Origin of the sequence: Allobosea caraganae, from assembly GCF_003351345.1 — a bacterium.
Taxonomy (GTDB): Bacteria; Pseudomonadota; Alphaproteobacteria; order Rhizobiales; family Beijerinckiaceae; genus Allobosea; species Allobosea caraganae.
On sequence record NZ_QQTO01000034.1, the window covers coordinates 166849 to 191597 of the forward strand.

Consider the following 24749-nt stretch of genomic DNA (forward strand, 5'->3'; position numbering starts at 1 on the left):
GAGGGCGGATAGCTGACAGGAGTTGACAGCAGTACGTTACGCAACGTTAGATTGCATATAGCAATTCTAGCACGCATTGGGAGTGCGGCCATGTCGGGGGGCGGGGCCGGGGCGAGCAGCGCGGAGGTCGAGGCCTTCGTCGCGCGCTGGCGCATCTCGGAAGGGGCGGAGCGCGCGGCCTACGCCCAGTTCCTTGACGAATTCTGCGCGCTGCTTGGCGTCGGCGGGCCGCAGCCGCCGACCAGCGATCCGGAGGCGGTGACCTATCGCTTCGAATACCCGGTGAAGTTCCACGATGCCGCCGGGGGCAGCTCGACCGGCCGCATCGACCTCTACAGCAAGGGCTGCTTCGTGCTGGAGGCCAAGCAGAGCCGGCTGAAGGGCGGGAGCAAGGAGGTGCTGCCGGCGCAGGGCGATCTGCCCTTGGCCGAGCCGGCCGGGCCGCGCGGCCGGCGCGGCGCCGACCGCGCCTGGGACGTGCTGATGCTCAACGCCCGCAGGCAGGCGGAGGATTACGCCAAGGCGCTGCCGGCGGCGCATGGCTGGCCGCCCTTCCTGATCATCTGCGATGTCGGGCACTGCTTCGAATTCTATGCCGACTTCACCGGGCAGGGGAAGAACTACGTCCAGTTCCCCGACCGGCAGAGCTATCGCGTCTATCTCGACGACCTCCACAAGCCGGAGATCCGCCAGCGCATCGCCACGATCTGGACCGAGCCGCAGACGCTCGACCCGACGCGCTACGCGGCGCGGGTGACCCGCGGCATCGCCGAGCGGCTGGCGGCGGTGTCGAAGGCGCTGGAGCGCCAGCATGACCCGGAGGAGGTGGCGCTGTTCCTGATGCGCTGCCTGTTCACGATGTTCGCCGAGGACGTCGCGCTGATCCGCAAGGACTCGTTCAAGACCCTGCTGCGCGAATGCCGCGACGACCCGTCCTCCTTCCTGCCGCTGGTCTCGGAGCTTTGGCAGGCCATGGACAAGGGCGAGTACTCGACCTCCGTCCGCGAGCGGATGAAGCGCTTCAACGGCAAGCTCTACGAGGACGCCAGGGTCTTTCCGCTTGGACGCGAGGAGATCGGAGAATTGCTGGCCGCGGCCGAGCACGATTGGAAGGAGGTCGAGCCGGCGATCTTCGGCACCTTGCTGGAGCAGGCGCTCGATCCGACCGAGCGGGCCAGGCTCGGCGCGCACTACACGCCGCGCGCCTATGTCGAGCGGCTCGTGGTGGAGACCGTGATCGCGCCGCTGCGCGAGGATTGGCGCGCCGTGCTCGGCGCCGCCCAGCAGGCGCGCGATACCGGCGACGCCAAGAAGGCGCTGGTGTTGGTCGAGGGTTTTCACGCCGAGCTCTGCCGGACGCGGGTGCTCGATCCCGCCTGCGGGACGGGGAATTTCCTCCATGTCGCGCAGGAGCTGATGAAGAAGCTCGAAGCCGAGGTGCTGGAAGCGGCGGGCGAGCTCGGCAGCCGCGAGCGGCTGGGCGGCATTGCCGACCTCTATGTCGGGCCGCACCAGTTCCTCGGCATGGACATGAACCGGCGGGCGGTGGCGATCGCCGATCTCGTGCTCTGGATCGGTCACTTGCAATGGCACTTTCGCACGCGCGGCCTGGCGTCCCGGGAGCCGATCCTCGAAAAGCTCGACCATATCTACAAGCGCGACGCCGTGCTGTGCTGGGATGGCTGGCCGATCCCGCAATGGCTTGATGGCAAGGAGGCGCTGCCGAACCCGCGCCGTCCGGACTGGCCGGAGGCCGAGTTCATCGTCGGTAACCCGCCCTTCATGGGCGGCAAGGACATCCGCGCCCGCCAGGGCGACGCCTATGTCGAGGCGCTCCGGGCGGCGCATCCGCAGATGAACGAGAGCGCCGACCTCGTGATGTACTGGTGGGACCGCGCCGCCGAATTGCTGACGCGGACCGGCACGGTGCTGCGCCGCTTCGGCTTCGTCACCACGAACTCGATCACCCAGGTCTTCCAGCGCCGCGTCGTCGAGCGCCACCTCAACGCGAAGAAGCCGGTCTCGCTGCTGCTGGCGATTCCCGACCATCCCTGGACCAAGGCGGGGCGGGACACGGCGGCGGTGCGGATCGCGATGACGGTGGTTGCTGCCGGACGGCATGAAGGGCGGCTGCGGGAGGTGGTGTCGGAGGCGGCGCTCGATACGGATCAGCCGGAGATCGAGCTGAGCGAGCGCGTGGGGCGGATCAGCGCTGACTTATCCGTAGGTGCCGATGTCACGCAGGCGGCAGGCTTGCTGGCGAACGAGGGATTGAGTTCGCGGGGCATGATGCTGTTTGGCGCGGGATTCATCGTGACCGAGGTGGAAGCGAGGGCGTTAGGACTCGGTCGGCGCGAGGGCTTGGAGAAGTATATTCGCCAGTACCGTAACGGCCGCGATCTTATGGCCAAGCCGCGTGGGGTGATGGTGATTGATCTGTTCGGGCAAAGTTCAGAGCAGGTCCGCGAACGATTTCCAGAGGTCTACCAACATGTCCTGCGAACGGTGAAAATCGAACGTGACCGTAATCGTGATGCAGATATCAAGAAGCGATGGTGGCTCTTTGGCAGAACGCGAGACGAGATACGCCCGGCTCTTGTTAACCTCCAACGCTATATCGCGACGGTTGAAACAGCCAAGCATCGCGTCTTCCAGTTCCTCGACCGCAGCATCCTGCCCGACAACATGCTGGTCGCGGTTGGTCTGTCAGATGCCTTCCATCTCGGGGTACTCTCATCCCGCTTCCATTCGACCTGGGCCCTACGGGCCGGCGGCTGGCTCGGCATCGGAAATGACCCGCGCTATTCCAAATCCCGTTGCTTCGACCCGTTTCCCTTCCCCGATGCGACCGAGACCCAAAAGCAGGCGATCCGAAAGCCTACCGAATTGCTCGACGCGCTGCGCAAGCTCGTGCTCGACGAGCATCCCGACCTGACGCTCACCAGGCTCTACAACGTCCGCGAAGCCATCCGCGCCGGCCGCCGCCTCACGCCGGCCGAGGCCGATATCCGCGATCGCGGCTTCGTCCTCATCCTGAACGAGCATCACGACGCCATCGATGCCGCCGTGGCCACGGCCTATGGCTGGCCGGTCGATCTCAGCGACGAGGACATCCTCGCCCGGCTCGTCCAGCTCAATCGTGAGCGGGCGCGGGAGGAGGCCCGCGGCGAGGTGCGCTGGCTGCGGCCGGATTATCAGCGCCCGCGCTTCGGTCGCGACGGCAAGGGCGGCGAGCAAGTCGAAGCCGCGGAGCTTGTCGTGGCTGCGCCGGTTGCAGCCGGCAGGCCGAGTTTTCCTGTCGCACCGGTCGAGCGGGTCGCGGCCGTGCTGGGAGCGCTCGCCACCTCAGTGGCGCCGCTCGACGAAGCGCAGATCGCGCTCGGCTTCAGGCAGGGGCTCAGGATCAAGGGCGCGGTGCGCGGCATCCTGATCTCGCTCGCCCGCGTCGGCGAGGTCTCGACCAGCGATGGCGGGCGCAGCTTCTCGCGCCGGCTGAGGGCCAGCGGCTAGATGGCGTGGCCGACCGTGCGGGTGTAGGCTTCCGCGACCTTGCCTTCGGCGGTATGCGCACCCCATGTCCATGCGACCGCCGTTCCAGGTGCCGAAGCGCCATCGCGCTCCGGATCGGTAATGATGGAAGCAACGTCGAGTGGCGCGCTTCGGTTGCCCGGAAGCCGCGCCCAAACGAGTGGAAGGAGGCCAGTATGAGCCGCGCCTTCGTCAAGGAAGCGGGGGAAACCGAGGTTTTCGAGGCCATGCCGGACAGGCCGGTCTCGCCGCATCCCAACCTGGTGACGCCGGAGGGTCTTGCCTGGATCGAGTCCGAACTGGCGCGCTGGCAGGCGGCGCATGCCGAGGCGCTCGCCGGCGACGACAGGGCCGAGATCGCCCAGACCAGGCGCGAGTTCCGCTACTGGACGGCGCGGCGCGCCAGCGCCCAACTCGTCCCGCCGCCGGTCCAGCATGACCAGGTCCGCTTCGGCTCGACCGTGACGATCGCGCGCGGCGATGGCAGGCAGCAGAACTGGCGGCTCGTCGGCGAGGACGAGGCCGAGCCGGCGCAGGGCACGCTGCCCTATGTCGCCCCACTGGCCGGAGCGGTGATGGGCAAGTCGGTGGGTGATCGCGCTACGATCGGCACGGAGGCGGTCGAGATCGTCGCGATCGCGTAACAGGCTGCTGCGATGCTAGAGCATCGGACCGAAAAGTGGAATCCGGTTTTCGGGAAAATCCGATGCAATAACAAAAGCCTAGATCGCTACTTTGCGTCCGAAAGGACGCACGGCGATCTAGGCATGGTCGCGCCGCAACCTCCGGAGCCTGCCATGCATCTTCGCCGGGCCTTCGCGCCTCTCGCCCTCGTCGCCCTGCTGTTTGGCTCGGGCGCGGCGCACGCCGTCGGCTCGGACTGGACCTATCTCGACCAGGACCCCGATTACCGCCAGGCCCGGCGCTGGATCGAGGAGAAGAACTACGCCGGTGCCATCGAGAAGCTGATGGAGCTGGCCAAGAGCCAGCCCAATTCGTCCGAGCTGCTCAACTGGATCGCCTATTCGCACCGCAAGCTGAAGAACTACCCGGTCTCCAAGCAGTTCTACGACGCGGCCCTTCAGCGCGACCCCACCTTCCTGCCCGCGCTCGAATATCAGGGCGAATGGTTTTTGGAGACCGGCGACACGGCCTCGGCCAAGGCCAATCTGGAGAAGCTCGCCAAGCTCTGCGGCCGCTGCCACGAATGGCAGGACCTGAACGAGGCCATCGCCAAGGTCGAGGCGAAGTGAGTTCTGCGCTCAGGCGTTCGGCCCGCCCTCGATATCCGCGGCCCAGATCAGCGCCGCCTCGAACTCCTCCGGCTTGAAGGCCTTGATCTCGACATAGGGCACCAGCGGGCTGGCGATCGAGGCGAGTGTCGCGATCCAGCCCTTGTTGCTGATGATCGCCTCGCGCGGAAAGCGCTTGAGCTCGGACAGCTTGCTGAAGCTGTAGCGCAGGTCCTTCGCCGTCGCCCTGAAGGTGATGTCGTGGAAGCCGGTCAGGTCGGCCAGCACGCCGATCTTCTCATGCCGCTGAAGCCGCGCCTCGATATCGGCGATGATGCCGTCATAGTCCTCCGGGGTCAGCGTGCCGGAGAGGCGATAGGCCGCGACATGGTCGGGCGCGGCGAGGATCTCGAACATGGCAGTCTCCCTGGAGCGATCTCCGGGGAATGAAACGCGCGGAAACGGGTGAGGTTTCGGAACGGCGCTGCGGCTATTTCATCGCGACGATGATCAGCAGGAAGGCCAGCAGCAGCAGGAGCAGTTTCAGGCTCCAGTTGATGCGGCGCAGCTCGTCCGAGACCGGATCGTCAGGCAGCTCGTCCTCCGCCGGCGCGGCGAGGAGGGGCTGCGGCTCGGCCGGGCTCTCGGCCGCGTTGCCCCAGTCGATGCTTTCGACCAGCCCGCGCGCGCCGGCGCTGCGCTGCCCGCCCGGCTCGAGACCGAGATGCCAGCTCACCGGCAGGGCCGGGCTGGCGTCGCGCTCCTCCTCGCGCACCCACAGGCTCGTGGTGGCGCTCAGCGAAAGATGCTCGGCCGCACCAGTGAGGATGTCGCGCTTCAGCGCCTCGAACAGCGTGGCCGGCCCCCAGAGTTCGGCGACATAGCCGCTCTCATCGTCGCGATAGCCCAGCGTCAGCAGGATGCGCGCCTCGCCGCCGGCCGGCAGCGGCCGCAGCACCAGGGCGATCGTGCCGGCGCTGCCTTCGAAGCCGGCCCGCCCCAGGCTGTCGCCGCTGACCCGCGCATCGCCCTCGATCCGGCTGGTCTCGCGCAGGCCGTCATCCGCGCGGGCAAAGCCGGCGACGATCCGCAGGCTCGAAGCCTCCAGGCGCAAATGCCGGCCGATGCCCTGGACGAAGCGCCCGGCGACGCCGGTGATCGACATCCGGCCCTCGCTCATCGAGACGGCCCGCGCTGTTCCGTCCTGAATCATCACGCTCCCGCCCCATCCCGGCGCCAAGCTCACAGAACTTTGCGTCAGGAGCAACCGGGACGTGCCGTTGCGCGGGCTGGATCAACCGCTACTCTCGCGCGCAACCAGAATTCGGAGGAAGCCCATGTCTGACGAACTCGTCTTCTACACCAACCCGATGTCGCGCGGCCGGATCGTGCGCTGGATGCTGGAGGAGGTCGGCCAGCCCTATCGCACCGAGATCATGGGCTTCGGCCCGCCGATGAAGGGCGCGCTGTACAAGGCGATCAATCCGATGGGCAAGGTGCCGGCGCTGAAGCATGGCGATGTCGTCGTCACCGAATGCGCCGCGATCTGCGCCTATCTTGCCGACGCCTTCCCGCAGGCGGGGCTGGCGCCGGAGCCTGGCAGCAAGCTGCGCGGCCCCTATTACCGCTGGCTCTTCTTCGGCGCGGGGCCGACCGAAGCGTCGGTGACCAACAAGGCGCTCGGCTTCGAAATCCCGCCTGAACGCAGCCGTATGTGCGGCTATGGCAGCTTTAGCGACGTCATGGACACGCTGGAGAGCGCGGTGACGCAGGGCGACTACCTGCTCGGCGACAGGTTCAGCGCGGCCGACGTCTATCTCGGCGCGCAGATCGGCTGGGGCCTGCAATTCGGCTCGATGGAGCGGCGTCCGGCTTTTGAGGCCTATGCCGAGCGCATCGCCGCCCGCCCAGCCGCGATCCGGGCCAACGAGATCGACAATGCGTTGATGCCGGAGCAGAAGGCGGGGTGATTTAGCACCGCCGAGTGGGAGAGGGCAGGTTGTTCAATAGCCCTCATCGGCGATCAGCGCCTCGACATCCCTGCCGCGCGCAAAGACCCGCAAGATCGTGATCCCGTTCCCGGTCACGACAAAAGCGATCGTGGCCTGCCGGCGGTAGCCGACGAAACGCAGGCCCGGCCGCAAATCGTCCCGGCGCGTTCCCCTCTCGGGGAACGTCTCGAAGCTCAGGCAATAGGCATAGAGCTTGGCGACATGGTCGCGCGCGATGCGCTCGCCGGCGACGGGATGGAGATAGTCGAACATATCCTGCAGGTCCTGAACGGCCTGCCCGGCGAACCTGACCGTCCCGCCCATCCGTCAGCGGCTACTTGCGGTCGATATGGGCGGCGATTTTCGCCCAGGCCTCGCTGGCGGAGAGGGTGCTGCCGGGATCGGCCATCACGGCGTCGTAGGTCGGAACCACCTCGTCCCGGAGCCATTTCTCGACGGCGGCGTCGCGGGCGGCGAGAACGCGCAGGCCGTCGCGGATGACCTCGCTTTCGGTGGCGTATTCGCCTGAGGCGACTTTCGCCTTCACCATCTGCGCCATCTCATGCGGCAAGGTGATGCTGAGGGATTGGGTCGTGCGCATGCCCGAACTCCTGCGGCTGGCATCTTATAACATGGCGCACGATTAAATCCTATCAATCTCGGCAGTGAGGGCAGGGAGTCCGTGCCCCGCACTCAGCGCATGCCGCGCCGGGCTGAAGCCGGGTTGTCCTGCGTTTGCCGATTCCGTTATCCTACGTAAATCGGCCGGCTATTTCGCCGGCCGCTCCCGTTTCGCGGGATATCGGGACATCTCTCCCGGCAGCAGGCAGACATGACCGAGACCTCCGCCGCCGTGCCGCGCCATGGCATGGGCTTTTATCCTTTCGTGAGCATGATGGCGGCGCTGATGGCGACGAACGCGCTCGCCATCGATGCGATGCTGCCGGCCCTGCCGCAGATCGGGGCTGCGCTCGGCATCACCGAGCCGAACGACCGGCAATGGATCATCACGGCCTACCTGCTCGGCTTCGGCGTCTCCCAGATCATCTACGGCACCTTGTCGGATCGTTTCGGGCGCAGGCCGGTGCTGATGTTCGGGCTGGTGATCTATGTCGCGGCCAGCGTCCTGGCGTCCTTTGCCGGCTCTTTCCAGATGATGATGTTCGCCCGCGTGCTCCAGGGCGTCGGCGCGGCGGCGACGCGGGTGCTCGCGGTCTCGATCGTGCGCGACTGCTATTCCGGCCGCGACATGGCCCGCGTCATGTCGCTGGCGATGATCGTCTTCCTCGCCGTGCCGATCCTGGCGCCCTCGATCGGCCAGGCGATCCTCTGGGTCGCGCCCTGGCGCTGGATTTTTGGCGTGCTCACCACCTTCGGGGCAGTCGTGCTGCTCTGGGCGGCGCTGAAGCTGCCGGAGACGCAGCATCCGGAAGACCGCAAGCCGATCGAGTTCCGCTCGATCGTCGCCGCCTTCCGGGTCACGCTGACGACGCGCATCTCGGTCGGCTACATGCTGGCGATGGGCTTCGTGCTCGGCGGGCTCTTCGGTTTCATCAACTCGGCGCAGCAGGTTTTTGGCGACGTCTTCCATGCGCTGGACTGGTTCACCACCATCTTCGCGCTGATCGCCGGCTGCATGGCCGTCGCCTCACTGGTCAATGCGCGCATCGTCGGCCGGCTCGGCATGCGCCGCGTCTCGCACGGTGCGCTGCTCGGCTTCATCGGGCTGACCGGCCTGCACGCGATCCTGGCCGCCTCGGGCCATGAATATCTCTGGCTCTTCGCCATCCTGCAGGGCGGCACGATGTTCTGCTTCGGCCTGCTCGCGCCGAACTTCAACGCCATGGCGATGGACCCGCTCGGCCATGTCGCCGGCACGGCCTCCTCGGTCCAGGGCTTCGTCACCACGGTCGGCGGCGCGCTGCTCGGCTTCTACATCGGCCAGCACTTCAACGGCACGGTGGTGCCGTTGACGCTCGGCTTCTCGATCTGCGGCGTGATCGCGCTGGTGATCGTGCTGATCGCCGAGAAGGGCCGGCTCTTCCATCCTGCGGCCGGGCGGAGCTAGCGGGCGCTCGCGGGGTGCGAGCAGCGCTCCGGTTCGTCACTCCTTGCCGGCATTATCGGCCGCGGGCGCCGGATGCGGCAGCGGCGGCTGCGCGCCGTTCAGCAGCGCGTCCACCGGATTGGCGCCGGTGAATCCCGCTTGCGACATCAGCGCGTCCAGTATCGGCTTCTGCGCGCCGTAGCTCAGCAACTGGCTGCTGAGATCGGAGATCGGGCTGCTGCCACCTGAGGCGGTGCCTCCGGAATTGAACGCGCCGAGCAGGCCGCCGGCGCTGAATATCTTGATGTCGGAGATCTTCTCGATCGGCTTCATCGCCTGCTCCAGGGCTGACGGGATGACCGCGATGCGCTGCTTGGTCAGCTCGAAATCGACCATTTGCGGGGAGAGGGCGTTGCGGGCCTCGTTGAGCGCGCGTTCGCGCTTCGCCTCGGCCTCGCCGAGCTCGACAATGCCGCTGGCGCGGGCCTTGTTGGCATCGGCTTCCGCCTGCGCCTGGGTCAGCAATGCAGCTGCGAGGTTCTCGGCCGCCTCGCGCTCCGCCTCGGCCTTCACCGTGATGCCGGTCGCTGCCTGCTCCGCCTCCTTGCGGGCGTCGATGACCGCGATCTTCTTGGCGCGCTCGGCGACCTCGACGGCGCGCGCGGTCGCGACCTGCTCCTCGGCCGTGACTGCCATGGCCTTGGCTTCTTCCGCCTTGGCCTTGGCCTGAGACTCGGCCTCGCTCTTCTGCGCCACGGCGATCGCGGCGTCGATCCGTGCCGTCTCGGTGATGCGCTTGGCCTCGGCCTCGCTCTCCGCGATGCCGCGCGCGGCGGTGATGCGCGCCGTCTCCTTGGCCTGGTGCGCCTCCGACTCGTTCTTGGCGACGCCGCGCTCGGTCTCGAGCCGCGCGGTCTCCTCGGCCAGGCGGGCGGTCTGCTCGGCGCGGGCCTGCTCGGCGCGGGTCTCGGCGGTCTTGTTGGCGATGTCGCGCTGCTGGTTGAGTTCGGCGTCGCGCTGCTCGCGTTGGATCGTCAGGCGCTGGAGCGAGGCTTCGCGGTCCTTGGTCGCGATGGCGACCTCGTTCTCGCGCACGATCTCGTTGCGCTCGCGGCGGCGCTCTTCGGTGACGCGGGTGAGCGCGGTCAGGCCTTCGGCATCGAAGGTGTTGTTGGGGTTGAAGTGCTTGATGTCGGTCTGGTCGAGCCGCGTCAGCGAGACCGATTCCAGTTCCAGGCCGTTAGATTGCAGGTCGGCCGCGACAGCGTCCTGCACCGCCTTGACGAACTCGGAGCGCTTCTCCTGCAGGTCCTTCAGGGTCATCGTCGCGGCGACCGAGCGCAGGCCGTCGACGAACTTCGCCTCGACCAGCGTCTTCAGCAGGTCGGCATTGTTGGTGCGGTCGCCGAGCGTCTGGGCCGCCAGCGCGATGTTGTCGGCATCGGGCTTCACCCGGACGTAGAACTCCGCGGTGATGTCGGCGCGCATGCGGTCGGCGGTGATCAGCGACTCGCCCTCGCTGCGCTGGACTTCGAGCCTGAGCGTGCTGAGCTGCACCCAGGAATAGGAGTGGAAGATCGGCAGGATCAGCGAGCCGCCGTCGAGCACGACCTTCTTGCCGCCGAGCCCGGTGCGGACATAGGCCCTGTCGCGGGTCGAGCGCGTGTAGAGCGTGGCCATGACCACGCCGATGCCGATGATCAGCGCGACGGCCGTTCCAGCGATGGTGAGGACGGAAACATAATCCATGAACGTCTTCCCCCTTATCCGGCTTACCTGTCCGCGCCGAGTTCCTCCGGCGCGGGAATGGCCTCGAACAATCCTGCGGAGCCGTCGACCACGAGCACGGCCGCACCTTGCGCGATCACATGTCCCGGCGCGGCCTTCGTTCGAAGGACGTGGATGTTGCCGTGCTGGTCCTTGACGCGGACGCTGCCCGGCTTGCCCTGGTCGAGCGGGCCAAGCGTCACGATCCCGGTCAGCCCGATCAGCTCGGACTGGCTGACGGCGGCGGTCTCGTCGCCCGGGAAGATCCGCGCCGTCCAGCGCGACAGCGTCCGGGTCATCGGCGCGGCCAGCACGAGCGCGACCGGGACGGCGATCAGCGTCGGCAGCGGCGCCAGCATCGTTTTCGCGACGCCCTGAACCGCGAAGCCGGCAATGGCGAAGCAGGCCAGCCAGATCATGATCAGGATCAGCAGCGGCACGCCGCCGGTGTTGAGCCAGGACATCCAGGCGCCGAGCGGGCCATGGTCGCCATGGCCCGCGTGGTCGAGATGGAGCCCGTCATTCATCAGCGACGAGATCGACAGCCCGACGAGCGTGGCGATGATCTCGACGGCGACGAGGCCAATGAGGATCAGCGCCGCGATCGTGAAGGGATAGAAGCCCGGCACAGTGAGCGCTGTCATGTCTCGCTTTGCCCCTTGTAGCGCGCGAGCCGCTCCTGGATGGCCTTCTCGCGCTGCATGCGGGCGAGCTCCTCGACCTCGGACGCGCCCGTCGCCGGCCGGCCGGAGACGCCGGTGACACGCTCGATGGTCCCGAGGGATTGCGCAAGTCGATTGTCGTTGCGCACCGAGGCGTTGGCACCCCGGCTGCCGTCTTCCGCACCCTTGCTGCGCTTGAGGGCGGCGAGGCGGGCGACGGCATCCTGCCGCGCCGAGTTGACCGCCTGGAGCGCCTTGCCGGCGTCCTCGATCTTGCTGACGGCCTCGCCGAGCGCCGTCTCCAGCGCCGAGCGCTGCGCCTCCAGGTCGATCTGCAGGCCGATCACCGGCTTGACCAGGTCCTCGCGCCCATTGGCGAGGCCGGCCTCGATCTTGCCGGCGAGATCCTCGATCTCGTCGTTGATCTCGGCGATCTTGGCCTTGAGGCGATGCTCCTCGGCGCGCGCCCTGCCGGCGCCCGCCCGGGCGTCCTCGGCGACGGCGTCGATCTCGCGGATCGACTGCTCGACGGTGGCGATCGCATTGGCGCCTTCGAGCGCGTCGATGCTGCCATGGGCGACGCCGGCGATGACGCGCCCGATGCGGGACAGGATTCCTTCGGTGGCCATGATGGTCTCCTTCGGTTTGGCGGCTCCGGCAATGCCGACAAGGATGAGGGTTTCGTCGTCCCTGAGCACCAGCCTAGCCTCCGCGTGGTCGGGCCAGCCGGGCTCATAGCCGGTGACTGCGTAGGCGATGTGTCGGCGCCCATCGATGGTGGCGAGGCTGAGATGGGTCGGGCTCTTGATGGCGTAGAGCCGTCCGTCCAGGGGCAGGTCCGTGATTGGATTGCCACTGGTCCGGCCGGCATGGTCGCGCAGGCCGAGCGTGACCAGCCGCGCCGGCAGGCGGGTCCGCTCCCTGATCGTGGCGTAGGCCTGCTCGTGCAGGGCGACGAGATTGGCGCTGGCGCCGCGGTCGCGCTCGATCTCGTCGAGGATGCCCATCATCACGGCGTAGTCCGCGAGCGTCTCGCGGATCGCCAGCATGTCGTCCGGGGAGGGCGACAGGGCGTAGCTCATGGTTGATTGATAACGCGGAGCCATGCTCAAGATATAAAGCACGTCATTTGTGCTTTCAAGAGGGGCCGCGTTCTCGCGCGCCTTGCCGGGATGGCCACGCGCGGCGAGGAATCGTCCGCACACGCCCGCTAGCCGGCTTTTCGCCACCTATAGGTTCACGTTCAGGATGTGGATGTCGGGGAGAATTCGGCCATTCGGGCTGGCCTCTGGGCCCCTACCGCCGCCTGATGGCGACGGGAATGCCGGGAATCGTCTGTGTGTCGAGATGTGTCGATAGAGAGATTCAGTGGCTCGGGAAGCGCGACGCCGCCGATCGGCTTCCCGCGATAGGCTTGGGTCAGACGGTCTTGAGATTGACCGCCGCAGACTTGCCGGTCTTGCGATCGGCTTCGAGATCGAAGCTGATCTTCTGGCCTTCGTTCAGGCCGCGCAGGCCCGAGCGCTCGACTGCGCTGATGTGAACGAAGATATCGCTCCCGCCAGCGTCAGGCGTGATGAAACCATAACCCTTGGTTTCGTTGAACCATTTCACGGTACCCGTGCTCACGTGCTCTTCCCTTCAGTCGCTATACGGATCGCCTCATGCCGATCCGTCAGCACTGTAGGGGGGAAGCTGCACGCGTGGCAATCTTGCGGCGCACCCACAATCGCCTCGGTTACGCCGCTTTTTCTAATACTAAAGTCGTAATACGTTCAAAATTTGCCGCATCGGCCGCTTAGCCGGCCGTTTGAGGCGCGGCGCGCGCATAGCGTGCGGATGCCCCTCATGACCGCCCGCCATCGACCGAGAGCACCTGCCCGGTGATCCAGCCAGCCTGCTCGCTGAGGAAGAACAGGGTCGCGTTGGCGATGTCGTCGGGCGTGCCGAGCCGGCGGGTATGGATGCCCTCGACCAGCTTCTTCTGGCCCTCGGGACCGTAGCTCTCCCATTGCCGTTCGGTCGCCGGGTTCGAGCGCACGAAGCCGGGCGCGACCGAGTTGACGGTGATGCCCTTCGGCCCGAACTCCCAGGCGAGCTGCTTGGTCAGGCCGACCAGCGCGTGCTTGGCGCTCGAATAGGCCTGGATGCCGGTCAGGCTCGGGCGCAGCCCGGCTCCGGACGAGATCGTCACGATGCGGCCATAGCCGGCCTGCTTCATCACCGGCGCCGCCGCCTGCGCCAGGAAGAAGGCCGCATCGACATTGGCGGCGAAGATCACGCGCCAGTCGCTCTCGGATATCTCCTCGATCGAGCGGCCGACCTGGCCGCGCACGCCGCCGGCGGCATGGACGAGGATGTCGAGCTTGCCGCTCGCGGCGACGATCTCGGCAATCAGCTTCTGCGCCGCCTCGGGGCTGCCGAGATCGGCGACATGGGCCTGCGCGCCGATCACCTTGGCAGTCGCTGCGACGCCCTCGGCATCGATATCGGCGAGGTGGACCTTCGCGCCGGACTGGGCCAGCGCCGTGGCGATGGCGCGGCCGATGCCCTGGGCGGCGCCGGTGACGAGGGCTACGCGGTTGTCGAAGCGGAGTTGCATTGGTCGATCAGCACCTTCAGCGTCTCGAAGGAGAGCGGCCTCTTGCCGTCCTCCACCTCATGGATCAGTCCGACCAGCGTCTCGATCGCCGGCGTCGCGACGCCGGCCTCGCGCCCGAGCCTGGCGATGATGCCGATCTGCGGATCGACCTCCGTCTTGCGCTTGCGCACCGCGAGGTCGCGCCAGATGCCGGAATGGGTCTTGGCCGTCTTCGAGGTGTAGTCGGCAAGCCAGGCGATCGTCTCGATCTGCGGGTATTCCGGCTGGCCGGGCGCGAACACCATCGGGTCGAACTCGCCGAAGCCGAGCGATTTGACCCCGCGCGCTGCCGCGACCGCGCCGACCTCGCGGCCAAGCTCCAGCCAGACGCCGAGCCGCTGTGGATCGGAGAAGTTCGCCGACATCGAGTCGTCGGTCAGCGCCGTGCCGAACAGCATCGCGCCATAGGCGAGCTTGCCCCAGAGATAGCCCCAGATGTTGTCGGTCAGGACCGAGCCGGGCTCGAACATCAGCCCGAGCCGATGCATCTCCAGGGCGCGGGAGGTCATCTGCCCGTCGAGCTCGCCGATCACCAGCGCGCCGCGATTGCCATAGAGGATCTCGCCAGGGCCGTGCCAGTCGGCGCCGAAATTGACGAAGCAGCCGATGGTGCGGGCCTCGCCGACGCGGCTGGAGATCGCGATCTCGTTGAGGCCGTTCTGCGCCGAGAAGACGAAGCCGTCCTCGGCGAGATGCGGCACCAGCGCGTCGAGCGCCGCTTCCGTCGCCTGCGCCTTCACCGCCAGGATGATGCGCTTGTACGTGCCGGTCAGCTCGGCCGGGGTCACGGCGGGAACGACCTGCGTGAACTCCTCGAGCGGTCCGGTGATCCTGAGGCCCGTGGTGCGGCAGGCCTCGACATGCTCGGGAACGACGTCGACGAGCAGGATCGGAATGCCGGAACGGGCCCAATAGGCGCCGAGCGTGCCGCCGATCGCGCCGGCTCCCCAGATGACGATCGGCTCGGGCGTGCTCATCAGGCTGCTTCCACCTGTCCGGCGAGCTCGACCTCGCCATGGGTCGCCACATGGACGAAGCCATCAGGCGTGATCCAGCCGCGATACATGCCCTCGGAGTTGTAGGGGGCGACGATCGAGCCGTCGGCCCCGACTGCGACAAGGCCGGCGCCGATCTTGTGCGTGGTGAGCTCGGCGATCGCCTGGCGCGTCGCCTCTTCCAGGCTCAGGCCCTTATAGGCCATCAGCGACGCGATCTCGTGGCCGATGCAGTAGCGGATGAAGAACTCGCCCTTGCCGGTGCCGGAGACGGCGCAGCGCCCGTCGCGGGCATAGGTGCCGGCGCCGATGATCGGGCTGTCGCCGACGCGGCCGGGCGGCTTGTTGGTGTAGCCGCCGGTCGAGGTTGCGGCGGCGAGGTGGCCGTCCCTGTCGCGGGCGACGGCACCGACGGTGCCGTGCTTCTCGGCCTCGCTCGCCTCCGAGGCGCTGCCGACAAGCTCGCGGATCTTCATCGAGGACAGGTTCTTGCGGCGCCGGTCGGTCGAGAAATACTCGTTCTCGACCATGTCGAGACCCTCTGCCTCGGCGAAGGTGTCGCCGGCCGGGCCGGCAAGCAGCAGCGGGTCGCCCTGGCGCATCAGCGCCTTGGCGGCGCTGACCGGATTGCGGATGCGCTTGACGCAGCAGAGCGCGCCGGCCGCCAGGTTCGAGCCGTCCATGATCGAGGCGTCGAGCTCATGCTCGCCATCGGCATTGAAGGCGGCGCCGTGGCCGGCGTTGAAATGGGGGGAATCCTCCATCACCAGCACCGCGGCCTCGACCGCGTCGACGGCCGTGCCGCCCTTGCCGAGGACTGCCCAGCCGGCCTTGAGCGATAGGGCGAGATCGGCCTTGGCCTCGGCCCATTCGGCTTCGCTCATCTCGGCTTTGGGCAAAGTGCCGCAGCCGCCATGAATGGCCAGTGCGATCGGGTGCGTTGTCATGGGGTCATCCTGACGCGTTTCGCTATCCCGCGCGGGGAGGTTCGAAACGGCGAAGTCGGGGAAATGAAGGCAAGCGGCGGCGCGTTTACCTCATCCCTCGCTTCGCAGTTAGTCTTCCCTTGCATGCCGGATACCCGGCCAGCGCGCTATGATCCGGCCCCGGAACGTGCCGAGGCCGGTTCTGACGCGGCCGAGCCTCACTTCTTGGCGGGCTTGATGTCCATCGCCAGCGTGTCCTCGTCGACGCGCGGGGCGATCGTCACCTTGTCCTTCTGCATCGCCCAGGCCGAACCGATCGCGACGATCGGCAGGCGCGGCCGGTCCTTGGCGACGATGGCGTTGACCTCGGCCAGGAACTGGTTGCGCTTCGGCTCGTCCATCTCGATCGAGGCGTCCTCGATCAGCTTGTCGACGGTCGGGTTCTTGTAGCCCTGCAGGTTGAAGGCGCCGAGCTTCTTCTCCGGATCGAAGGAATGGACCAGCGAGGACAGCGTGTAGTTGGCTTCGCCGGTCAGCGTGCCCCAGCCCGACATCGACATCGAGTATTCGGAGCGGGCGCGGGTCGGGAAGTAGACGGCGCTCGGCTGGGCGTTGGCGGCGACGTCGAGGCCGATGCGCGCCAGCATCTGCGCGATCGAGGTGCCGACCTGGCGGTCGCCGGGCAGGCGGTCATTGGTGAAGGAGAAGGTGATCTTGAAGCCGTTCGGATAACCGGCCTCGGTCAGCAGCGCCTTGGCCTTGTTGAGGTCGGGCTTCAGCGGCGGCAGCGACTTGTTGAAGCCGGCGATGCTGTCGGTCACCAGCTGGTTCACCGGAGCGCCGAGCTCTTCCATGGCGATCTGGGCGAGCGCCGGCCGGTCGATCGCGAGGTCGATCGCCTCGCGCACCTTCACGTCCTGCAGCGGGTTCTTCGGCAGGGCCGAGCCGTCCTTGGCGCTGATCTGCGGGCTCTTGTCCCGCATGTCGAGCTCCATGTTGAAGACGTAGACCGTCTCGATCGAGACGACGGTCAGCTTCGGGTCGCGCTTCAGCGTCGGCACGTCGGAGGCCGGCGCGCGCACGATCAGGTCGACCTGGCCGGCCTTGAGCTGGGCGACGCGGGCGGCGTCGTTCGGCAGCTCCTTGCGGACGACCTTGGCCCAGGGCTCCTTCGGACCCCAGTAGCCGTCGAAGCGCTCGAGCACGAGCTGGTCCTTCGGCGTCCACGAGACGAACTTGTACGGGCCGGTGCCGATCGCGGCCTTGCCCGAGTTGAAGGCCTCGTTGGCCGTGTCCTTGGTCAGGCCGGCGGCGGCCTTGTGCGAGACGATGAACAGGCGGATGAAGTCGTTCGGCAGGTTCGGCGCCGGGCCGTCGGTGACGATGTGGACCGTCAGCGGGTCGATGATCTTCACCTCCTTGACGCGGCGCACGTAGATCGTCGTCGGGTTCGGGCCGGCCACGGTCGGGATGCGCTCGATCGAGAACTTGACGTCCTCGGCGGTGAAGTCCGAGCCGTCATGGAACTTGACGCCGGAGCGCAGCTTGAACTCCCAGACGTTGGGCTCGATCGCCTTCCAGCTCGTGGCGAGGCGCGGCTCGATCTGCAGCTTGTCGCCGGACCAGGTCAGCGTGTCGAAGACGTGCTTCAGCGTCTCGGCATGGGTGCCGGTCGCGGTGTAGTGCGGGTCGATCGATTCCGGGCCGGCGCGCACGCCGATCGTGAGGGTCTGGGCGATGGCGGCGCCGGAGACGCCGGCGCTGAGCACGGCCGCGAGGGCGAGCTTTCGGAAGGTCGGAGCGATGTTCATGGCGGGTTCCCCTGAAGACTGAGATGGTCGTTTGGTCTGGATACAGGCGCGCCGGCTGGCAGCTTCTTCGCTCTGCTTTGCGGCGGCACGATAGGTGATCCGCGCCTGCCGTCCGTTCTCAATCGAGGCGGTTCAGCAGTAACATATCACCATATTTGCAGCGGTCTTTGGAAAGACCGTTCGGTTCCTCCGGGCTATGTCTGTGCGTTAGCCGTCGAGATCGGTGGGCCAGGTCGGCGAGGCGATGACGAGCTTGTCCATCAGCTCGCAGAGCGTGCGCTGCTCGGCCTCGGTGAGGGCGGCGAGCATGGCGCTCTGCTGATCGACCATGATCGGCAGGGTCTCGTCGAAGATGGCGCGGCCGGCAGGGGTCAGGCGCAGCACGTAGCTGCGCAGGTCGTCCTGGTCGGTCTCGCGCTTGAGCAGGCGCCGCGTCAGCAGCTTCTGGATGGCGCGGCTGAGCGTGTTCTTGGGCAGGCCGGAGGAGGCGACGATGTTCTTGGCCGCCACGCCCTCCCGTAAGCCGACCGCATAGAGCGCGACGAACTCGGGCCGGACGAGGCCGTAGCGCGTCTCGATCCAGCGATAGACCGGGTCGTTGAAGCGGAAGGCGACGAAGTTGAGCCGGAAGGACAGCCAGCAGGCATTGTCCCACAGCTTGGTGATGGTGAGCGGGTCGAGATCGCGCAGCGCGGCCTCACGCTCGCGGTCCAGTCGCGACAGGGCGGTCGGGGCACGGCGCATGGTCTAGCTTCCCAGTCTGGCTCCACCGATTTAGTTCCAAATGGAACTTGACGGGCTTCGGAGCGGGAGTCAAGGATGCAGCGTCGATCCTGATGCTAGCAAGGAACGGGCCGTTGCGCGTCGCCGAAATGAACTGGATGCAGGTTGAGGAGCAGGCCAAGCGCGACGATCGCTGCGTGCTGCCGCTCGGCTGCGTCGAGCAACACGCCTATCTCAGCCTCGCGACCGACGCGATCCTGGCCGAGAAGGTCGCGAACGACGCGGCCGACCCGCTTGGGCTGCCGGTCTTCCCCGTGCTGGCCTATGGCATGACGCCGAGCTTCGCCGCCTATCCCGGCACGGTCTCGATCCGGATGAGCACCTATGTCGCGCTGATCGAGGACATGCTGGAGGGCTTTTACCGCTCCGGCTTCCGCCGCATCGTGCTGGTCAATGGCCATGGCGGCAACAACCCGGTCATGACCTTCTGCACGGAATGGATGGGCAAGCGGACTGACGCCAGCGTCAAGCTGCACGACTGGTGGGCCGGCCCGCGCTTCCAGGCCGCGGTCAAGGCGGTCGATCCCGCCGCCTCGCACGCCTCCTGGATGGAGAACTTCCCCTGGACGCGGCTCGAGGGCGTCGCCATGCCCGACGAGGTCAAGCCGCCCTTCGACCGCCCGCTCTACCTCGCCTCGAACCCGGCGAAGAAGCGCGAGATCCTCGGCGACGGCAATTTCTGGGGCCGCTACCAGCGCTCCGACAACGAGATGCTCAGCCTCTGGCAGGTCGGCGTCGAGGAGACGCGCGCCGTGATCGAGGAGGGCTGGCCGTGATCGCGCGCCAGCGGCGCCTCACATGCTGACCCACATCATCGAGCGCATCCTCCAGGCGCTGTTCGTCATGCTCGTCATGTCGGCGCTGGTCTTCGTCGGCGTCTACGCCATCGGCAACCCGATCGACGTGCTGATCGGGCCCGACGTCACCCAGGAGATCCGCCAGCAGACCATCGCCTATTACGGGCTCGACCGGCCGCTCTGGGAGCAGTACTTCACCTTCCTCGGCCGCGTGCTGCACGGCGATTTCGGCCGCTCCTTCGTCTTCGGCATGCCGGTGCTCGAACTCATCCTGTCGCGCCTGCCGGCGACGCTGGAGCTGACCTTGACCGCCGTCATCGGCGCCGCCGCGATCGGCGTGCCCGCCGGCATCTATGCCGGCTACAAGCCGGATAGCTTCCTCTCCAAGCTGATCATGGCGATCTCGATCCTCGGCTTCTCCGTGCCGACCTTCTGGATCGGCCTCGTCCTGATCATCGCCTTCGCCGTCGAGCTGCAATGGCTGCCGGCCGGCGGGCGCGGCGACACCGCCTCGCTCTTCGGCGTGCAATGGAGCTTCCTGACGCTGAACGGTTGGACCCATCTCCTGCTGCCGGCGCTCAACCTCGCCTTCTTCAAGCTCGCGCTGATGACGCGCCTGGCACGCGCCGGCACGCGCGAGGTCATGCTGACCGACACGGTGAAGTTCGCCCGCGCCGCCGGCCTCTCCGAGTGGACCGTGCTGCGCCGGCACGTGCTGCGCCTGATCGCGATCCCGATCGTCACCGTCTTCGGCCTCGAATTCGCCTCGACGCTCGCCTTCGCGGTGGTCACCGAGACGATCTTCTCCTGGCCCGGCATCGGCAAGCTGATCATCGACTCCATCACCTCGCTCGACCGGCCCGTCATGGTCGCCTACCTCATGCTCGTCGCCTTCGTCTTCATCACCATCAACTTCCTGGTCGACCTGACCTATGTCGCGCTCGATCCGCGCCTGCGGAAGGGCAGGGCCTGATGGGGCAAGAAATCTGATGGGGCAAGAAACCTGATGGACCGCGCCTCACCCGTCGCCCGCTTCTGGAGCGAGTTCGCCGAGAGCAAGACGGCGCTCATCGCGCTCATCGTCGTGCTCTTGATGATAGGCCTTGCGCTCGCAGCCCCGCTGGTTGCGCCGCAGGACCCCTATGACCTCGCCAACCTGCCGCTGATGGATGCGCGCCGCCCACCCGGCTATGTCGGCTCCAGCGGCTACACCCATATCCTCGGCACCGACGCGCAGGGGCGCGACCTCCTCTCGGCCATCCTCTACGGCCTGCGCATCTCCCTGCAGATGGGCCTGATCGCCGGCGCCTTCGCATTCAGCGTCGGCTCGGCGCTCGGCATCACCGCCGCCTATCTCGGCGGGCGCTGGGAGGCCTTCATCATGCGGGTCATCGACCTGCAGCTCGCCTTCCCGGCGATCCTGCTCGCGCTGGTGATCTCGGCGCTGCTCGGCCAGGGCAAGGCGCAGCTCATCGCGGCGCTCGCCGCCGCGCAATACGCCTATTTCGCCCGCACCGCCCATGGCGCCGCGGCGGCCGAGCGCGGCAAGGACTATGTCGAGGCTGCCTTCTCGACGCCGCTGCCGGCGCATCGCGTCATCTGGCGCCACATTCTGCCGAACTGCCTGCCGCCGCTGATCGTGGTCGCGACCGTGCAGGTCGCGAGCGCCATCGCGCTGGAGGCGACGCTGTCCTTTCTCGGCGTGGGCCTGCCGGTGACCGAGCCCTCGCTCGGCATGCTGATCTCGAACGGCTTCCAGTACATGCTGTCGGGCCGCTACTGGATCTCGATCTATCCCGGCATCGCGCTGATCATCCTGATCGTCGCCATCAACCTCGTCGGCGACCAGATCCGCGACCAGGTCAATCCGAGGCTGAAGCGATGAGCGGGCGTCGTTTCGAACAGGCCATGCGGAGCAAGGCACGGGAAACCCCTCCCCCTTGCGGGGAGGGGAAGGGGTGGGGGGCGAAAAGTCAAAGCTCCCCCTCCTGCTCTTCCGCTGTTTCGCCAATACAAGCAGCGCAGCACCCAGTCGCTCGCCCCCCATCCCCATGCCCTTCCCCGCAAGGGGGAAGGGAGGAGCCTCATCCTTCGCCGGAGAGGTCACCATGACCGACGCCCCGCTCCTCGCCGTCACCGACCTCGTCACCTATTTCCGCACCCGCGCCGGCGTGGTGAAGGCGGTCGACGGCGTCTCCTTCGCGCTGAAGCGCGGCGAGGTCATGGGTCTCGTCGGCGAATCCGGCTCGGGCAAGAGCATCACCGGCTTCTCGATCATCGGCCTGATCGACCCGCCGGGGAAGGTCGAGAGCGGCTCGATCAGGCTGGAGGGCCGCGAGCTCGTCGGCCTGCCGGTCTCGGAGCTCAGGCGCATTCGCGGCAAGACCATCTCGATGGTCTTCCAGGACCCGCTGATGACACTGAACCCGGTGCTGACCATCGGCGCCCAGATCCTGCTCGCGCTCGAAGCGCATGAGAAGGTCTCAGGCGCGGAAGGCCGCAAGCGCGCCATCGCCGCCTTGGCGCAGGTCCGCATCCCCGACCCCGAGCAGAAGGTCGATTTCTACCCGCACCAGTTCTCCGGCGGCATGCGCCAGCGCGTCGCCATCGCGATTGCGCTGCTGCACCGGCCCAAGCTGATCATTTGCGACGAGCCGACGACCGCGCTCGACGTCTCCATCCAGGCCGAGATCCTGGCCGAGATGAAAGAGCTCGTCGCCGAGCTCGGCACGGCGCTGATCTGGATCAGCCACGACCTCGCCACCGTCGCCTCGATCGCCGACCATGTCTGCGTCATGCGCTACGGCAAGATCGTCGAGGCCGGTCCGGTGCTGGACGTGCTGACCAAGCCGAAGCATCCCTACACGCAGGGCCTGCTCGACTCGCTGCCCTCGCGCGCCAAGCCCGGCCAGTTGCTGGCGCGCGGCGCCGGCGTCACTGATGCCGCCCCGCCGCCGCGCCTGCACGCGGAAGCCCGCCGCGAGCCCAAGCCCGGCGTGCCCTATTTCACCATGGAGCTGGTCAGCAAGCGCTTCCAGGAAGACCCCGGCCCGATCCGCCTGCTGATGCAGAAGCTCGGCCTGGCCCAGCCGCCGCACGGCGTCCAGGCGGTCGATTCCGTCAGCCTGACAGTCACCCGCGGCGAGGCGCTGGGCCTCGTCGGTGAATCCGGCTCCGGCAAGTCGACGCTCGGGCGCATGGCGGCGGGCATCTACGCGCCGAATGCCGGCACGGTGCTGCTCGATGGCGAGGCGGTGATGAGTTCGGGCGAGCGCCCGCACAAGACCACGACCCGCGTCCAGACCATCTTCCAGGACCCGTTCGCATCGCTCAACCCGCGCATGCGCATCGGCGAGAGCATCGCCGAGGGCCCAATCACGCATGGCATCGTCTCGACGGCCGAGTCAGCCGAGTATGTCCGGGCCTGGCTCGCGGCGGTCGGGCTTGATCCCGCCTTCGCCGACCGCTACCCGCACCAGTTCTCCGGCGGCCAGCGCCAGCGCGTCGCCATCGCCCGCGCGCTCGCGATGCAGCCCGACGTCGTGGTCTGCGACGAGCCGGTCGCCTCGCTCGACGTCTCCATCCAGGCGCAGATCATCAACCTCCTGATCCGCCTGCGCTCCGAGCTGAACCTGACCCTGATCTTCATCTCGCATGACCTCTCGGTGGTGCGCCATCTCTGCGACCGGGTCGCGATCATGTATCGCGGCAAGATCGTCGAGGAGGGCCTGGCCGGCGGGATCTACGATCACCCGCAGCACGACTACACCAAGCGCCTGCTTGCCGCTGTGCCGGTGCTGCCGGTCGCCTGAGCGATGACCATCTCGTCATTGCGAGCGCAGCGAAGCAATCCAGGAAGACTGGGTGCTTGGCTGCCCCTGGATTGCTTCGCTGCGCTCGCAATGACGTTGAAGCCCTGACGGCGGAAGGAGCCTGACCAATGACCCAACCCGAACAGGAATGCTGGCAATGGCCTGAGGAGGTCTGGCGGGGCAAGGTCGACCGCGTCCGCGCCGGCCGCAACCTGAAGCCCAAAAAATGGAAGAACGGCGCGCGCTGCGCCGTGGCTCTGTCCTTCGACGCCGACCATGAGACCAACGAGCTGCGCGATGGCGGCCAGTCGGTCGGGCGCCTCTCCTGGGGCGAGTACGGCACCCGCGTCGGCGTGCCCCGCATCCTGAAGATGCTCAGGCGCGAGGACATCAAGGCAACCTTCTTCGTCCCCGCCGTCGCCGCGCTGCTGCATCCGGAAGAGCAGAAGCAGGTCATTGCCGAGGGCCATGAGATCGGCCTGCACGGCTGGATCCACGAGGTCAACACCAAGGTGCCCCCTGCGAACGAGCGCGAGCTGCATCTGCGCTCGGCCGACACGCTGGAGAAGCTCACCGGCGTCCGGCCCGTCGGCATGCGCACCCCGTCCTGGGATTTTTCGGAAGTCACGCTCCAGATCCAGCGTGAGCTCGGCCTGCTCTACGATTCCTCGCTCTTCGCCGACGAGGACCCCTATGAGCTGATCGACAAGGGCGAGGCGACCGGCATGGTCGAGCTCCCGGTCGAGTGGATCCGCGACGACGCGGTCTACTTCAACATGAACCGCTTCCAGGCGCTGCGGCCCTATACCGGCCCTGAGACCGTCTTCGACATCTTCCGCCGCGAGTTCGACGGCGCCTATGAGGATGGCGGGCTCTTCCTGCTGACCATGCACCCGCATGTCATCACCTACCGCTCGCGCTTCTGGATACTCGAGGAGTTGGTCCGCCACGCCAAGGCCAAGGGCGATGTCTGGTTCGCCAGCCATGCCGAGATCGCCCAATATGTGAAGGACGAAGCCGGGCTCTGACGGTCTGGGTCGCTGAAAGGCTGCGCGCGGGGAGGAACACTGCCCGATTTCGGCCGTTTTCGGTTCAGCCCGGGTTCAGTGCGCCAACGCTCTGATCCCGGCAACCGAAACGGGACGGAAACCTCATGACGCGCACCAAAAGCTGGCTCCTCCTCGGCACCATCCTGCCCGCGCTGACGCTCGCCCAGAGCGGCCGCGCGCAGGAACCGGGGCAGGGGCCAATCCGGATCGCCCAGGCTCCGGCCCCCTCCGACGATCAGCCCGATGGCCGCCGCCGGCCGCCCGGCCAGCAGCGTGGCCCCGGCGATGCCCGCCCGGCTCCGGGCGGCCCGCCTCCCGGCGCTCCCCCCGCCGTGCAGCGCCCGGCGCCCGGCGCGCCGCCCGCGGTCCAGCGCCCGGCTCCACCGGTAGCGCCTGGCGCCACTGCCCCCATCGCGCCGCGCCCGCCGGCAGCAGCCGAGCCGCGCCGCGAGCCGGCCATGCCGCGCCCGGTGCCGCCGATCGCCACGCCTGAAAGTGTTCCCACCCAACGTCCGGCCCCCGCGCCGGGGCAGCCGCCGGCCCTGCGCACCGCACCGGGACAGCCCGTTCCGGGCCAAGTCGTCCCCGGAGGCGCGCCGGAGCAGCGCCGCGCCGCGCCACCGGCTCCCGCCCCGGTTCCGCCGGCCGCTGCGCCGCAGCCCGGCGTGCCTCGCACCGCCCCGGCCCCGCAATCGGTCCAGCCGAACC

At 67.5% G+C, this 24749-nt stretch carries 23 protein-coding genes and 1 pseudogene; 11 read left to right on the top strand and 13 right to left on the bottom strand.

Annotated elements, in window-relative coordinates:
- Positions 1 to 90 precede the first annotated feature (90 nt).
- The 3 genes from DWF00_RS23875 (at position 91) to DWF00_RS23885 (ending at position 4781) form a co-directional block, all read left to right on the top strand.
- Positions 91 to 3510 (top strand): class I SAM-dependent DNA methyltransferase, encoded by a 3420-nt coding sequence (locus DWF00_RS23875; protein ID WP_114830999.1) that lies wholly within the window; start codon positions 91 to 93, stop codon positions 3508 to 3510.
- Between the two features lie 194 nt (positions 3511 to 3704).
- Complete coding sequence (gene greA, locus DWF00_RS23880) at positions 3705 to 4172, top strand: transcription elongation factor GreA (protein WP_114830998.1); 468 nt, start codon at positions 3705 to 3707, stop codon at positions 4170 to 4172.
- A gap of 153 nt (positions 4173 to 4325) precedes the next feature.
- Positions 4326 to 4781 (top strand): tetratricopeptide repeat protein, encoded by a 456-nt coding sequence (locus tag DWF00_RS23885; RefSeq protein ID WP_114830997.1) that lies wholly within the window; start codon positions 4326 to 4328, stop codon positions 4779 to 4781.
- A gap of 9 nt (positions 4782 to 4790) precedes the next feature.
- On the opposite strand, the gene DWF00_RS23890 is transcribed toward DWF00_RS23885, so the two are convergent.
- Both DWF00_RS23890 and DWF00_RS23895 read right to left on the bottom strand, forming a co-directional pair.
- Positions 4791 to 5177: a SpoIIAA family protein gene (locus DWF00_RS23890; protein ID WP_114830996.1), complete on the bottom strand. Its 387-nt coding sequence runs from the start codon at positions 5175 to 5177 to the stop codon at positions 4791 to 4793.
- A 73-nt stretch (positions 5178 to 5250) separates the two neighbouring features.
- Positions 5251 to 5973, bottom strand: a complete 723-nt coding sequence (locus DWF00_RS23895; protein WP_147283757.1) for a hypothetical protein — start codon at positions 5971 to 5973, stop codon at positions 5251 to 5253.
- 124 nt (positions 5974 to 6097) lie between these two features.
- Here DWF00_RS23895 and DWF00_RS23900 point away from each other — a divergent pair, with 124 nt between their 5' ends.
- Positions 6098 to 6730 (top strand): glutathione S-transferase family protein, encoded by a 633-nt coding sequence (locus tag DWF00_RS23900; protein ID WP_114830994.1) that lies wholly within the window; start codon positions 6098 to 6100, stop codon positions 6728 to 6730.
- A 33-nt stretch (positions 6731 to 6763) separates the two neighbouring features.
- On the opposite strand, the gene DWF00_RS23905 is transcribed toward DWF00_RS23900, so the two are convergent.
- Complete coding sequence (locus DWF00_RS23905) at positions 6764 to 7075, bottom strand: type II toxin-antitoxin system RelE/ParE family toxin (protein WP_114830993.1); 312 nt, start codon at positions 7073 to 7075, stop codon at positions 6764 to 6766.
- A gap of 10 nt (positions 7076 to 7085) precedes the next feature.
- Entirely contained in the window at positions 7086 to 7352 is a 267-nt protein-coding gene (locus tag DWF00_RS23910) for a type II toxin-antitoxin system ParD family antitoxin (RefSeq protein WP_114830992.1), read from the bottom strand.
- Between the two features lie 231 nt (positions 7353 to 7583).
- On the opposite strand from DWF00_RS23910, the gene DWF00_RS23915 reads away from it, so the two are divergent.
- Positions 7584 to 8819 carry a multidrug effflux MFS transporter gene (locus DWF00_RS23915; RefSeq protein WP_245974250.1) on the top strand — a complete coding sequence of 412 codons (1236 nt, stop codon included), beginning with the start codon at positions 7584 to 7586 and terminating at the stop codon, positions 8817 to 8819.
- A gap of 36 nt (positions 8820 to 8855) precedes the next feature.
- Here the strand turns inward: DWF00_RS23915 and DWF00_RS23920 are convergent, their stop codons facing one another.
- The 9 genes from DWF00_RS23920 to DWF00_RS23960 all read right to left on the bottom strand — a co-directional run bounded on the left by DWF00_RS23920 (position 8856) and on the right by DWF00_RS23960 (position 18344).
- A complete protein-coding gene (locus DWF00_RS23920; RefSeq protein WP_114830991.1) occupies positions 8856 to 10547 on the bottom strand; it encodes a flotillin family protein in 1692 nt (563 codons plus the stop codon).
- Between the two features lie 23 nt (positions 10548 to 10570).
- The gene (locus DWF00_RS23925) at positions 10571 to 11209 is read right to left on the bottom strand and encodes an OB-fold-containig protein (RefSeq protein WP_114830990.1); all 639 of its coding nucleotides are present in this window, start codon (positions 11207 to 11209) and stop codon (positions 10571 to 10573) included.
- Positions 11206 to 12309: a PspA/IM30 family protein gene (locus DWF00_RS23930; protein WP_181832782.1), complete on the bottom strand. Its 1104-nt coding sequence runs from the start codon at positions 12307 to 12309 to the stop codon at positions 11206 to 11208. The genes DWF00_RS23925 and DWF00_RS23930 overlap by 4 nt, the downstream gene beginning before the upstream one ends.
- Positions 12310 to 12646: 337 nt before the next feature.
- Positions 12647 to 12856, bottom strand: a complete 210-nt coding sequence (locus DWF00_RS23935) for a cold-shock protein (protein WP_114830988.1) — start codon at positions 12854 to 12856, stop codon at positions 12647 to 12649.
- 217 nt (positions 12857 to 13073) lie between these two features.
- Positions 13074 to 13829: an SDR family NAD(P)-dependent oxidoreductase gene (locus tag DWF00_RS23940; protein WP_114830987.1), complete on the bottom strand. Its 756-nt coding sequence runs from the start codon at positions 13827 to 13829 to the stop codon at positions 13074 to 13076.
- Positions 13802 to 14845: a ketopantoate reductase family protein gene (locus DWF00_RS23945; RefSeq protein ID WP_114830986.1), complete on the bottom strand. Its 1044-nt coding sequence runs from the start codon at positions 14843 to 14845 to the stop codon at positions 13802 to 13804. The genes DWF00_RS23940 and DWF00_RS23945 overlap by 28 nt, the downstream gene beginning before the upstream one ends.
- Entirely contained in the window at positions 14845 to 15810 is a 966-nt protein-coding gene (locus DWF00_RS23950; RefSeq protein WP_114830985.1) for an isoaspartyl peptidase/L-asparaginase family protein, read from the bottom strand. The genes DWF00_RS23945 and DWF00_RS23950 overlap by 1 nt, the downstream gene beginning before the upstream one ends.
- Before the next feature lie 197 nt (positions 15811 to 16007).
- Positions 16008 to 17600 (bottom strand): ABC transporter substrate-binding protein, encoded by a 1593-nt coding sequence (locus DWF00_RS23955; RefSeq protein WP_114830984.1) that lies wholly within the window; start codon positions 17598 to 17600, stop codon positions 16008 to 16010.
- Positions 17601 to 17807: 207 nt separating this feature from the next.
- Positions 17808 to 18344, bottom strand: coding sequence for a MarR family winged helix-turn-helix transcriptional regulator (locus DWF00_RS23960; RefSeq protein WP_114830983.1), 537 nt, complete (start codon positions 18342 to 18344; stop codon positions 17808 to 17810).
- A 113-nt stretch (positions 18345 to 18457) separates the two neighbouring features.
- Here DWF00_RS23960 and DWF00_RS23965 point away from each other — a divergent pair, with 113 nt between their 5' ends.
- The 6 genes and pseudogenes from DWF00_RS23965 to DWF00_RS29190 form a co-directional block, all read left to right on the top strand.
- The gene (locus DWF00_RS23965) at positions 18458 to 19159 is read left to right on the top strand and encodes a creatininase family protein (protein ID WP_114830982.1); all 702 of its coding nucleotides are present in this window, start codon (positions 18458 to 18460) and stop codon (positions 19157 to 19159) included.
- A 22-nt stretch (positions 19160 to 19181) separates the two neighbouring features.
- Positions 19182 to 20153, top strand: coding sequence for an ABC transporter permease (locus tag DWF00_RS23970; RefSeq protein ID WP_114830981.1), 972 nt, complete (start codon positions 19182 to 19184; stop codon positions 20151 to 20153).
- Positions 20154 to 20186: 33 nt separating this feature from the next.
- A complete protein-coding gene (locus tag DWF00_RS23975; protein ID WP_114830980.1) occupies positions 20187 to 21065 on the top strand; it encodes an ABC transporter permease in 879 nt (292 codons plus the stop codon).
- A 223-nt stretch (positions 21066 to 21288) separates the two neighbouring features.
- Positions 21289 to 22992, top strand: a complete 1704-nt coding sequence (locus tag DWF00_RS23980; RefSeq protein WP_114830979.1) for a dipeptide ABC transporter ATP-binding protein — start codon at positions 21289 to 21291, stop codon at positions 22990 to 22992.
- 128 nt (positions 22993 to 23120) lie between these two features.
- Entirely contained in the window at positions 23121 to 24020 is a 900-nt protein-coding gene (locus DWF00_RS23985; RefSeq protein WP_114830978.1) for a polysaccharide deacetylase family protein, read from the top strand.
- Between the two features lie 125 nt (positions 24021 to 24145).
- Positions 24146 to 24749: pseudogene (locus DWF00_RS29190) on the top strand (hypothetical protein); the annotation flags it as partial.